We start from the raw sequence: 11,875 nt of genomic DNA on the forward strand, positions 1-11,875 counted from the left end.
CGCGGATCACGGCGTTGAGGCCGGGGCAGTCCCCGCCGCTGGTCAGCAGTCCGATCTTCATCCGTGCAGTCTCCTGGGGTCTCGAGGCGTGAGGGCGGGGTCGGTCGAGGTCGTGGGGCCGGGGTGCGCCGGCAGATCCAGTCTAGTGAGTCCGGCGGCCGGGCACCGGGGCGGGCCGCGCCGTGGCCGGTCCGTTCCCGTCCCCGCCTAGACTGCCGGGGAGGGCCCCGGCGGGCCTGGGAGGAGGTTCGCGATGGACGAGAACGCACGCGAGGAGCCGGTGCGGGAGAACCTGCGGGAGTTCATCGACAAACTGGTCGGCCAGGGGTACACGGTGCGCGACGGCCAGTCCCCGGACCCGGACCTCATCGACCCCGGGGGCTCGGCGGTGGAGACCTGGCGGGAGGACTACCCCTACGAGGAGCGGATGTCGCGGGAGGAGTACGAGCTGGAGAAGTACCGGCTGCAGATCGAGCTGCTGAAGTTCCAGTACTGGGGCCAGGACCGCGACCTCAAGCACGTGGTCGTCTTCGAGGGCCGGGACGCGGCCGGCAAGGGCGGGACGATCAAGCGCTTCACCGAGCACCTCAACCCGCGGGCGGCGCGGGTGGTGGCGCTGACCAAGCCCTCCGACCGTGAGCGTGGCCAGTGGTACTTCCAGCGCTACGTCCGCCACCTGCCCACGGCCGGGGAGATCGTGATGTTCGACCGGTCCTGGTACAACCGCGCGAACGTGGAACGGGTCATGGGCTTCTGCACCCCGGAGGAGTACCGGACGTTCATGGCCCAGGCCCCGGTGTTCGAGAGGATGCTCGTGGACTCGGGGATCCACCTGACGAAGTTCTGGTTCTCCGTCACCCAGCACGAGCAGCGCACCCGGTTCGCGATCCGGCAGATCGACCCGGTGCGCCGCTGGAAGCTCTCTCCGATGGACCTGGCCTCGCTGGACCGGTGGGAGGACTACACGGAGGCGAAGGAGGAGATGTTCCTGCGCACCGACACCGACCACGCCCCGTGGATCACCGTGAAGTCCAACGACAAGAAGCGCGCCCGGCTCAACGCCATGCGCTTCTTCCTGGACCAGTTCGACTACGACGACAAGGACCGTGCCGTGGTCCATCCCCCCGACCCCCTGATCGTGCGCCGAGGCCGGGACGCCGTCGGCGACTGAACACGCTCGTCACCAGGAGGGCGGGCGCGGGGCGGGCCGCGCCGTCCTGCCGGGCGCGCCGCGGCTCAGCGGCCGGCGCGGTCCACGAGGGCCGCGTTCGCGGCGGCGTTGACGGCGGTGACGGCGAGCACGGAGGGCCAGGCGCCGATCTTCTTGGCCAGGGGGTGCGAGAGGCCGAAGCCGAGGACGTAGAGCCCGCCCAGCGCCGCCGTGGTGCCCGGCCCGCCCCGGTGCCACCACCGGTGGGCGGCGGCGGCCCCGGCCGCGGCCAGCACGGCCCCGCCGAGCGGACGGACGCCCGTGGCGCGGGCCGTCGCGTACCCGCCGATCAGCCCGCCGGAGACGAGCGCTGCCGCGGGCACCGCCCCGGCGGCGCGCAGGAGCGCGTTCCCGGCGCTCACGCGGCGCTCCCCAGGAACTCCTGGAGCCGGCGCAGGCCCTCGGCGAGGTCGTCGTCGCCCAGGGCGTAGGACAGGCGCAGGAACCCGGACGGCCCGAACGCCTCGCCCGGCACCACCGCGACCTCCGCCTCCTCCAGGACGAGCTCGGCGAGTTCGGCGGAGGTCCGCGGGGTCGCGTCGCCGAAGCGCTTGCCGAGCAGCCCGCGCACGTCCGCGTACGCGTAGAACGCGCCGGTCGGCGTCGGGCACTCCACGCCCTCGATCCCGTTGAGCGCCTCGACCATGACCCGGCGGCGGCGGTCGAAGGCCTCGCGCATCCGGTGGGCCTCGTCGAGGGGGCCCGACACGGCCGCGAGGGCCGCGCGCTGTGCCACGTTGTTGACGTTCGAGGTCAGGTGGGACTGCAGGTTCGTGGCCGCCTTGATCACGGCGGGAGCCCCGATCATCCAGCCCACCCGCCAGCCGGTCATCGCGTAGGTCTTGGCCACGCCGTTGAGGATGACCACGTTCTCGCCCAGTTCGGGGGCCGCGGCGGCGATCGAGGTGAAGGGCATCCCGTCGTAGGTGAGGTGCTGGTAGATCTCGTCGGTCAGCACGACGATGCCCTTCTCCGCGGCCCAGCGGCCCACGGCGGCGGTCTCCTCGGGGGAGTACACGGCGCCGGTCGGGTTCGACGGCGAGCAGAACAGCAGGGCCGTGGTGCGCTCGGTGACGGCCGCCTCGAGCAGCTCCGGGGTCACCTTGTAGCCCAGCTCGGGGCCGGCGAAGACCTCGACCGGGTGTCCGCCGGCGAGCCTGATCGCCTCCGGGTAGGTGGTCCAGTACGGGGCGGGCAGCAGGACGTCGTCGCCCTCGTCGACGACCGTCGCGAAGGCCTGGAACACGGCCTGCTTGCCGCCGTTGGTCACGAGCACCTGGGAGGGCTCCACCGTGTAGCCGCTGTCCCGGGCCGTCTGCTCCGCGACGGCCTTCCGCAGCTCGGGCAGGCCCGCCGCCGGGGTGTACCGGAAGTTCGCGGGGTCCCGCAGCGCCGCGGCCGCGGCGTCCACGATGTACTGCGGCGTGGGGAAGTCGGGCTCCCCGGCGCCGAAGCCGATCACGGGCCGGCCGGCGGCCTTGAGCGCCTTCGCCTTGGCGTCGACCGCGAGCGTCGCGGACTCTGCGATGGCGCCGACGCGCCGGGAGATGCGGGGTGCGGTCATGACCGGGGGCCTCCTGGAGGGGACGGGCGGGTTCCGCCGGGTGGCGGTGCGGACGTGCCCATGCTACTCGCGGCTCCGCCGACCGCGCCGGAGCCCGGGTGCCGGGGACCCCCGCCGGATTGCACGTCCCCGCACCGGTCGCCTAGGATGGTCGACTGGTGTCATCGACCCCTGCTCCGGCGCGCCCTTCGAGGGACCGCTGGTGGTAGAGTCGGTCACCGGGTCCGAGCGATCGAGACCGGCGCCGCGTGCGCCGGAAGAGGCCGCGGGACGCGAAGGGCAGTGGCGCAATTGGTAGCGCAGCGGTCTCCAAAACCGCAGGTTGCAGGTTCGAGTCCTGTCTGCCCTGCTCCGGTCCGGGTGGGCCGGCGCTCCCCACGGGAGCGCCGGCCCCGCCCGGCGACGGCGGGCCGGCAGCACCGCACGGCACGCACGAGTCCGAACAGGGAGAGTCCGATGTCGCAGACCACCGCCGGGACGGCCTCGGGCCAGCCCCCGGGGCAGGACGCCGAGGGACCGCGCGGCGTCGTCGGGCGCCTGTTCCTGTTCCTGCGCCAGGTCGTGGGGGAGCTGAAGAAGGTCGTCACCCCCACCCGGCGCGACCTGGTCAACTACGTGCTGGTCGTGCTCGTGTTCGTCGCGTTCATGATGGTGCTCATCTCGATCCTGGACCTCGCGTTCGGGCAGGCCGCCCTGTGGATCTTCGGGCAGGGTGGCGGCGCCGCCGGCTGAGGCCGGACGGCGCGCGGACGGGCGGTCCGTCGTCACCCAGCAGAGCACCACATCCACGAAAGAACAGGGAGATCCAGTGACCGAGCACGAGCTCGAAAACGGCACCGAGGCACCGGCCGCGGTCGACCAGCAGGCCCCGGAGTCCCCGGAGCCGGAGACCTCCGTGGACGACCTCGCGGCCGGCCACGAGCCGGACGAGGCCCCCGCCGTGGAGGACCCGGCGGTCGAGGAGGCCCCCGCCGTGGAGGACCCGGCGGTCGAGGAGGCCCCCGCGGTGGACCCCGTCGAGGAGTTCAAGTCGCAGCTGCGCCGCCAGGAGGGTGACTGGTACGTCATCCACACCTACGCCGGCTACGAGAACCGCGTGAAGACGAACCTCGAGACCCGCATCCAGTCCCTCAACATGGAGGACGACATCTTCCAGATCGAGGTGCCGATGGAGGAGGTCGTCGAGATCAAGAACGCCCAGCGCAAGATCGTCCGCCGCGTGCGGATCCCGGGCTACGTGCTGGTGCGCATGAACCTCACCGACGCCTCCTGGGGCGCGGTGCGCCACACCCCCGGTGTCACGGGGTTCGTGGGCCAGGACGCGTACAACCCCGTGCCGCTGCGCCTGGACGAGGTCTTCGAGATGCTCAACCCCGTCTTCGAGGCCCCGCAGGGCGCCGGCGGCGAGACCGCCGGGCAGCCCAGCGCCCAGCCCCAGGTCGACGTCGACTTCGAGGTGGGCGAGTCCGTCATCGTCAAGGAGGGCCCGTTCGAGACCCTCCCCGCCACGATCTCCGAGATCAAGGTGGAGTCCCAGCAGCTCGTGGTCCTCGTGTCGATCTTCGAGCGCGAGACCCCCGTGACGCTCGGCTTCAACCAGGTCTCCAAGATCTGAGCGGGCGGGCCCGGCCCGCCCCACAGTTCCCGGCCCCGCGGCGCATGCTTCGCCGACGGGGCCGCCCGGCCGCCGCGCCACGGCGGCCACCCGCCGTCGTACGCTCCTGTGCGCCGGTACGTCCAGCAGAAGAAGGACCCAGCACATGGCTCCCAAGAAGAAGAAGGTCTCCGGCCTCATCAAGCTGCAGATCCAGGCAGGCGCCGCCAACCCGGCGCCCCCCGTGGGCCCGGCCCTCGGTCAGCACGGCGTGAACATCATGGAATTCTGCAAGGCCTACAACGCGGCCACGGAGTCCCAGCGCGGCAACATCGTCCCCGTGGAGATCACGGTCTACGAGGACCGCTCGTTCACCTTCATCACCAAGACCCCGCCCGCCGCGCAGCTGATCAAGAAGGCCGCCGGTGTCGCGAAGGGCTCCGGCGTGCCCCACACGCAGAAGGTCGGCAAGCTCACCATGGACCAGGTCCGGGAGATCGCCGAGACCAAGAAGGAAGACCTCAACGCCAACGACATCGACGCCGCGGCGAAGATCATCGCCGGCACCGCCCGCTCGATGGGCATCGAGGTCGAGTGATCGGCCGAGGCTGACACCACCCCACCGACATTCCCGTGGCAGGACCGAGCGCGGTCCGCAGACCACAACTGCACAAGGAGAAGAAGCAGATGGCAAAGCGCAGCAAGGCATACCAGACGGCCGCCGCGAAGATCGACGAGGGCGCGCTGTACGCCCCGGCCGAGGCCGTGGCCCTCGCCAAGGAGATCGACACGGCGAAGACCGACTCCACCGTGGAGGTCGTGCTCCGTCTCGGCGTGGACCCCCGCAAGGCCGACCAGATGGTCCGCGGCACCGTGAACCTTCCCCACGGCACCGGCAAGACCGCCCGCGTGGTCGTCTTCGCGACCGGTGACAAGGCCGCCGCCGCCGAGGAGGCCGGCGCCGACCACGTGGGCTCCGACGACCTGATCGCCCGCATCCAGGGCGGCTGGACGGACTTCGACGCGGCCGTGGCGACCCCGGACATGATGGGCAAGGTCGGACGCCTCGGCAAGGTCCTCGGGCCCCGCAACCTCATGCCCAACCCGAAGACCGGCACGGTGACCATGGACGTGACCAAGGCCGTCACCGACATCAAGGGCGGCAAGATCGACTTCCGCGTGGACAAGCACTCCAACCTCCACTTCATCGTCGGCAAGACGTCGTTCGACGCCGCGAAGCTCGCCGAGAACTACGGGGCCGCCCTCGAGGAGATCCTGCGCCTGAAGCCGGCCGCGTCGAAGGGCCGCTACGTCACCAAGGCGACCGTCTCGACCACGTTCGGCCCGGGCATCCCGGTCGACCCGAACGTCACCGAGGTCGTCGTCGGCGCCTGACGCCGGACAGCGGCTCCCCCCGGGGGCGCGACGGGTGGGGGCCCGGCCGTTGCGGCCGGGCCCCTTCCCGTCGGGCGCGCCGCGCTCCCCACGCACATGACCCCACGGGCGTCCGCCGGCGCCCACGGAACGGAGAACCTCTCGTGAGCGAGCACCCCCTGGTGCGCATCGAGCAGATGCGCATTCCCGACGAGTTCGACGACGACGCCCGGGCCCTGCTCGGGCGGGTGGCGGAGCTCGTGCGCCGGTCCCGGCAGCACGTCTGGGGGATCTCGGACCTGACCGGTGACGCGTACGAGCTCTACCGCGACCTCAAGGACCCCTTCGAGCGGGTCGTCATCCTGCTGTCCTGGGCCGGCGACCGGATCACGGGGCGGGCCGAGATCCGGATGCCGCTCGTCACCCTGACCGGCTGGGCGCACATCACGGTCGACGTCGACCCGGAGACCACGGCGCAGGGCACGGGCAGCGAGCTCCTGGCGGCGGCCGAGCAGCTCGCGGTCGGGGAGTCCCGCCGGCACCTGCGCATCCAGACCGAGCACCCCGGTCCCGAGGAGATCCAGGGCGACGGCAGCGTCACCGGGGTCTTCCCGGTCATCACCCCGGGCATGGTCGAGTGGGTCGACGCCGCGGACGGCTCCGGTCGGCTGCCCGTCTCCAACCGGCAGACGCGCTTCGCGCTCAACGCGGGCTACCGGCTCGAGTCCGTCAGCGACTTCGGCGTCCTGGAGGTCCCGCTGCGGGAGGACCGGGTGGCGGAGCTGCGGAGAGAGATGGCGGCCTCCCCCTCCCCGGAGCCGTACCGGGTGCACACCTGGAGCGGTTCGGCGCCGGAACGGTGGCTCGACGAGCTCGCGGTCCTGCACTCGCGGATGGCCGCCGACACCTTCCTGCCACCGGTCGCCGCCGAGACCGAGGCGTGGGACCCCGAACGCGTGCGCCGGACCGAGCAGCTGCGCGCCGAGGCCGGGAACCTGTCCCTGGTCGCCGTCGCCGAGCACGAGGCCACCGGGCGGCTCGTGGGGATGACGGAGATCGTCCTGGCGGGCGAGGACCCGGCCATCGGGATGCAGGACGAGACCCTGGTCCTGCGCGAGCACCGCCGACGGTGGCTGGCCACCCAGCTCAAGCTCGCCAACCTGGAGCAGCTCGCGCAGGCGGCTCCCAGTGTGCGGACCGTGTACTCGTGGAGCCACAGCGGCGACGACCGGATGAGCCGGGTCAACAGCCGGCTCGGCTTCCGGGTCGTGGGGCGCAGCGGGGTCTGGTCCCGGGAGCTCTCGCCCGTCTGAGTCCCGGCGGGACGGCCGGGGCCCGGTGCGGCGCGCGATTTGGCGACCGGCCGGCGCTCGGGTACCCTGGGGAGCACCAAAGACCGCCGGTCGTGGTCCTCCATGCCTCCCGGGCACCGTTTCGGTGCCCCAGGGCGCGGGGGAGCAGCCGTAAGAGTTCCGCCAGGAACGGCCAGCGCAGGTGAACCAGCACAGCGAGCACGCGCCGTCCTGCACGGAGCGTGCCGTCGAGCCCCGGGCATCTGCGCGGGGCTTTTTCCGTGTGCGGATCCTTCCAGGCAGCGCCCGGCATCGAAGACCGGAAGGAGTACCATGGCGAACCCGGAAAAGGCAGCCGCGGTCGCCGAGTTGAAGGAGCTGTTCTCCAACTCGGACGCCGCTGTCCTGACTGAGTACCGCGGTCTCACCGTGGCCCAGCTCAAGGAGCTGCGCCGCTCGCTCGGTGAGAACGCCGAATACGCCGTGGTGAAGAACACGCTGACCGCGATCGCGGCCAGGGATCTGGGCATCGACGCGTTCGACGACCACCTCTCGGGCCCGAGCGCCATCGCCTTCATCTCGGGTGATCCCGTCGAGGCCGCCAAGAACCTGCGCGACTTCTCGAAGGCCCACCCGCAGCTCGTCCTGAAGGGCGGCTACCTCGAGGGCAAGGCGCTCAGCGCGGCAGAGATCCAGCGGCTCGCGGACCTCGAGTCCCGCGAGGTGCTGCTCGCCAAGGTCGCGGGCGCCGCGAAGGCGTCCCTGTCCAAGGCCGCCGCGCTGTTCCAGGCGCCGCTGTCCAAGACCGTGCGCACCGCCGAGGCGCTGCGCGCGAAGGTCGAGGAGCAGGGCGCCTAGCCAGCACCCGCCGCGAGGCGAATTCTTCCCACGGAACCAGACCGTCCCGCGCCGACCAGACCGGCCGGGTCACCACATCGAAAAGGAGCCACAACCATGGCCAAGCTCAGCACCGAGGAACTGATCGACGCGTTCAAGGAGCTCTCCCTCATCGAGCTCTCCGAGTTCGTGAAGGCCTTCGAGGAGACCTTCGACGTCACTGCCGCCGCCCCGGTGGCCGTGGCCGGTGCCGCGGCCCCGGCCGCCGGTGCCGCCGAGGAGGCCGAGGAGCAGACCGAGTTCGACGTCGTCCTCGAGGCCGCCGGCGAGAAGAAGATCCAGGTCATCAAGGAGGTCCGCGCGCTGACCTCCCTCGGCCTCAAGGAGGCCAAGGACCTCGTCGACTCGGCCCCCAAGGCCGTCCTCGAGGGCGCCAACAAGGAGGCCGCGGACAAGGCCAAGGAGGCCCTCGAGGGCGCCGGCGCCACCGTCACCCTCAAGTAGGACCCTCGGGACCGTCCGCCCGGACGGTCCCGCGAGGCCCCGGACGCACCGCGTCCGGGGCCTCGTCCCGTTCCGGGAGGGTGCGGCCCGGGGCGTCGCGGGCCACCGCGGGACGGGGGAGCGGTGTGCGGACCCGGGCGGGTGTGGGAGACTGGGGGGCACAACCACATTGGCCGTCCACGCGCAGCGGGAGAGTCCGACGCCGACCCGGTCCCGGGCGGCGGCCGGCGCCGAAGGAGCAAATCCTCCCCGAGAATCTCTCAGGCCCCAGTACCGCTGCGACCAGGCCACTCTGAAGAGGCTCATCGACCCGCGGCCGCCGGCCGGGGCGGAGGGCCACCGGCGGTGCAGGCCGGCCCCCGCGCGGGGACCGGCGAAAACTCTCAGGTCGACGAACAGAGCGGGGAGGTCGGACGGGCCCCCCGGGCCCTCGAACCACGAGGAGCTGACCTTGTCCTTCCTTCCACGTCACCTCGGCCCGGACGCGGCCGAGACCCGGACGATGCTCGAGACCGTCGGCGCGGCCGACCTCGACGAGCTCGTCGCCCGCGCCGTGCCGGCGACGATCGCCACGGACCGTCCCCTGGACCTGCCGGCACCGCTGTCCGAGCACGAGGCCCTGACGGCCCTGCGCCGCACGGCCGCCAAGAACCGGGTCATGACGCAGATGATCGGCCAGGGCTACGCCGACACCGTCACCCCGCCCGCGCTGCGCCGCAACATCCTCGAGAACCCGGCCTGGTACACGTCCTACACCCCGTACCAGCCCGAGATCTCCCAGGGCCGGCTCGAGGCGCTGCTGACCTTCCAGAACGCGGTCATGGACCTCACCGGCCTCGACCTCGCCAACGCGTCCCTGCTCGACGAGGCGACCGCGGTGGCCGAGGCGGTGCTCATGATGCAGCGGTCCAACCGCAGGTCCACGAGCCGGCGGGTCGTCGTGGACTCCCGGAGCCTGCCGCAGACGCTCGCGGTGCTGCGCGGACGCTGCCGGGCCGTGGGCGTGGAGCTGGTCGTCGCCGACCTCACGGAGGGCCTGCCCGAGGGCGACGCCTTCGGGGTCGTCCTCGCCCAGGTGGGCGTCGACGGCGACGTGGCGTCCCTGGAGGACCTCGTGGAGCAGGCCCGTGCGCGCGGGGCCTTCGTCACGGTGTCCACCGACCTGCTGGCCCTGACCCTGCTGCGGCCCCCCGGCGAGCAGGGCGCGGACATCGCCGTGGGCTCGGCCCAGCGTTTCGGCGTCCCCCTCTTCTTCGGCGGGCCGCACGCCGCGTTCATCGCCTGCCGCAAGGGGCTGGAGCGCAATCTGCCCGGCCGGCTGGTCGGGGTCTCGGTGGACTCCTCGGGCCGGCCCGCCTACCGGCTGGCCCTGCAGACCCGTGAGCAGCACATCCGCCGGGAGAAGGCGACCTCCAACATCTGCACGGCGCAGGCGCTGCTGGCCATCGTCGCGGGCGCCTACGCCGCCTACCACGGTCCGGAGGGGCTGCGCGCGATCGCCGAGCGGGTGCACGGGCTCGCCGCCCGCCTGGCCGCGGGACTCGCGGCGGCCGGGACCACCGTGGTCCACGACCGGTTCTTCGACACCGTCCTGGCCGAGGTCCCCGGCCGCGCCGACGAGGTCGTGGCCGCGGCCGCCGAGCGGGGGATCAACGTGCGCCGGGCCGACGCGGACCACGTCTCCGTGTCCGTGGGCGAGCCGCACGACGAGGACGACGTCGACGCGGTCCTCGCCGCGTTCGGGGCCTCGTCGCCGGAGGCCGGGGCCGCCGCCGGTGAGCTGCCGGCCGAGCTGCTGCGCACGGACGACTACCTCACCCACCCGGTGTTCACCACCCACCGGTCCGAGACCGCGATGATGCGGTGGCTGCGCGCCCTCGCGGACAAGGACCTCGCGCTCGACCGCACCATGATCCCGCTGGGCTCGTGCACCATGAAGCTCAACGCCGCCGCCGAGATGGAGCCCATCAGCTGGCCGGAGTTCGCCTCGATCCACCCGCTGGCCCCCGAGGACCAGACGGAGGGGTGGCGGGAGCTCGTCGGGCAGCTCGAGTCCTGGCTCGCGGAGATCACCGGCTACACCGCGGTCTCCGTCCAGCCCAACGCCGGCTCCCAGGGCGAGCTCGCCGGGCTGCTGGCCATCCGCCGCTACCACCTCTCGCGCGGGGACCGGCAGCGCAAGACCATCCTCATCCCGTCCTCGGCCCACGGGACCAACGCCGCCTCCGCGGTCCTCGCCGACCTCAAGGTCGTGGTCGTGGCCACCGCCGGCGACGGCTCCGTGGACATGGACGACCTGGCCGCGAAGATCGAGGCCGTGGGGGACGAGCTCGCCGGCATCATGATCACCTACCCCTCCACGCACGGCGTGTTCGAGGCGCAGGTGACCGACGTGTGCGCGGCCGTGCACGACGCCGGGGGACAGGTCTACGTGGACGGCGCCAACCTCAACGCCCTCATGGGCCTGGCCCGTCCCGGGCGCTTCGGCGGGGACGTCTCGCACCTGAACCTGCACAAGACCTTCTGCATCCCGCACGGCGGCGGGGGCCCCGGCGTGGGCCCGGTGGCGGTGGCCGAGCACCTCGTGCCGTTCCTGCCCGACGACCCGGCCGTCAGCGCCGACGAGACGGACGCGTTCCCCGTGTCCCAGGCCCGCTACGGGTCGGCCGGGGTGCTGCCGATCTCGTGGATGTACATCGCGATGACCGGCGCCGAGGGGCTCACCGCCTCGGCGCGCACGGCGATCCTCAGCGCCAACTACGTCTCCGCGCGGCTCGCCGACGTGTTCCCCACGCTCTACAACGGCCCCGGGAATCTCGTGGCCCACGAGTGCATCCTCGACCTGCGCGCGCTGACCAAGGCCTCCGGGATCACGGCCGAGGACGTCTGCAAGAGGCTCGTCGACTACGGCTTCCACGCACCCACGCTCGCCTTCCCCGTGGCCGGCACGCTCATGGTCGAGCCCACGGAGTCCGAGAACCTCGCGGAGCTCGACCGATTCGTGGACGCGATGCGGGCGATCCACGCCGAGATGACCGCCGTGGCCGAGGGCGAGGTGACGGCCGAGGACTCCGTCCTGCGCCGGGCGCCCCACACGGCCGAGGTGCTCACCGCCGACGAGTGGGACCGGCCCTACCCCCGGTCCCAGGCCGCCTACCCGCTGCCCGAGCTGCGCCTGGCCAAGTACTGGGCGCCCGTGGGCCGGGTGGAGAACGCCGCCGGCGACCGCCACCTCGTCTGCAGCTGCCCGCCGATCGAGGCGTTCGCCGTCGACGCCCCCGCGTCCGCCGGCGAGGCGATCGAGACCGGGGCCGTGGAGACCGCCCGGTGACCGGGCGCGGCTGAGTCCCGGCCGCAGCTGAGACGTTCGACACAAAATCCCTCATCCTACGGCCGGTGGGCGTTCGCGTCCACCGGCCGTGTGGACAGCACGGCGTTCCGCGCCTATGCTGGTTCTTTGCGTTGTCCCTCAATTCTGCGTGCCTTCATATAGCGGTGGG

At 72.4% G+C, this 11,875-nt stretch carries 11 protein-coding genes, 1 tRNA gene and 1 riboswitch; of the genes, 10 read left to right on the forward strand and 2 right to left on the reverse strand.

Annotated features, from left to right (window positions below; genetic code table 11):
• Positions 1-253 precede the first annotated feature (253 nt).
• The gene (ppk2, locus tag ACH9EU_RS04495) at positions 254-1,171 is read left to right on the forward strand and encodes a polyphosphate kinase 2 (RefSeq protein WP_396412746.1); all 918 of its coding nucleotides are present in this window, start codon (positions 254-256) and stop codon (positions 1,169-1,171) included.
• Positions 1,172-1,236: 65 nt separating this feature from the next.
• Here ppk2 and ACH9EU_RS04500 read toward each other — a convergent pair whose 3' ends face one another.
• Both ACH9EU_RS04500 and ACH9EU_RS04505 read right to left on the reverse strand, forming a co-directional pair.
• Positions 1,237-1,572: a hypothetical protein gene (locus tag ACH9EU_RS04500; protein WP_396412747.1), complete on the reverse strand. Its 336-nt coding sequence runs from the start codon at positions 1,570-1,572 to the stop codon at positions 1,237-1,239.
• Entirely contained in the window at positions 1,569-2,774 is a 1,206-nt protein-coding gene (locus tag ACH9EU_RS04505; RefSeq protein ID WP_396412748.1) for an aminotransferase class I/II-fold pyridoxal phosphate-dependent enzyme, read from the reverse strand. Before ACH9EU_RS04505 ends, ACH9EU_RS04500 begins: the two co-directional genes overlap by 4 nt.
• Before the next feature lie 276 nt (positions 2,775-3,050).
• Between ACH9EU_RS04505 and ACH9EU_RS04510 the strand changes: the two genes are divergently transcribed.
• The 9 genes from ACH9EU_RS04510 to gcvP all read left to right on the forward strand — a co-directional run bounded on the left by ACH9EU_RS04510 (position 3,051) and on the right by gcvP (position 11,706).
• Positions 3,051-3,123: transfer RNA gene (locus ACH9EU_RS04510), tRNA-Trp, on the forward strand.
• Positions 3,124-3,230: 107 nt separating this feature from the next.
• Positions 3,231-3,506, forward strand: coding sequence for a preprotein translocase subunit SecE (gene secE / locus ACH9EU_RS04515; RefSeq protein WP_396412749.1), 276 nt, complete (start codon positions 3,231-3,233; stop codon positions 3,504-3,506).
• A 76-nt stretch (positions 3,507-3,582) separates the two neighbouring features.
• Entirely contained in the window at positions 3,583-4,389 is an 807-nt protein-coding gene (gene nusG, locus ACH9EU_RS04520) for a transcription termination/antitermination protein NusG (protein ID WP_396412750.1), read from the forward strand.
• Positions 4,390-4,534: 145 nt separating this feature from the next.
• Entirely contained in the window at positions 4,535-4,966 is a 432-nt protein-coding gene (gene rplK, locus ACH9EU_RS04525; RefSeq protein WP_396412751.1) for a 50S ribosomal protein L11, read from the forward strand.
• Positions 4,967-5,055: 89 nt separating this feature from the next.
• Positions 5,056-5,763, forward strand: coding sequence for a 50S ribosomal protein L1 (gene rplA, locus ACH9EU_RS04530; protein WP_396412752.1), 708 nt, complete (start codon positions 5,056-5,058; stop codon positions 5,761-5,763).
• Positions 5,764-5,906: 143 nt separating this feature from the next.
• On the forward strand, positions 5,907-7,055 hold the full coding sequence (locus ACH9EU_RS04535) for a GNAT family N-acetyltransferase (protein WP_396412753.1): 1,149 nt from the start codon (positions 5,907-5,909) through the stop codon (positions 7,053-7,055).
• Between the two features lie 312 nt (positions 7,056-7,367).
• The gene (gene rplJ / locus ACH9EU_RS04540) at positions 7,368-7,892 is read left to right on the forward strand and encodes a 50S ribosomal protein L10 (protein WP_396412754.1); all 525 of its coding nucleotides are present in this window, start codon (positions 7,368-7,370) and stop codon (positions 7,890-7,892) included.
• A gap of 96 nt (positions 7,893-7,988) precedes the next feature.
• Positions 7,989-8,375 (forward strand): 50S ribosomal protein L7/L12, encoded by a 387-nt coding sequence (gene rplL, locus ACH9EU_RS04545; protein ID WP_396412755.1) that lies wholly within the window; start codon positions 7,989-7,991, stop codon positions 8,373-8,375.
• Positions 8,376-8,552: 177 nt separating this feature from the next.
• A riboswitch (glycine riboswitch) is annotated at positions 8,553-8,661 on the forward strand.
• A 165-nt stretch (positions 8,662-8,826) separates the two neighbouring features.
• Complete coding sequence (gene gcvP, locus ACH9EU_RS04550) at positions 8,827-11,706, forward strand: aminomethyl-transferring glycine dehydrogenase (RefSeq protein WP_396412756.1); 2,880 nt, start codon at positions 8,827-8,829, stop codon at positions 11,704-11,706.
• The last annotated feature ends 169 nt before the right edge of the window (positions 11,707-11,875 follow it).

The organism is Kocuria rhizosphaerae, from assembly GCF_044462265.1.
Classification (GTDB): domain Bacteria; phylum Actinomycetota; class Actinomycetes; order Actinomycetales; family Micrococcaceae; genus Kocuria; species Kocuria rhizosphaerae.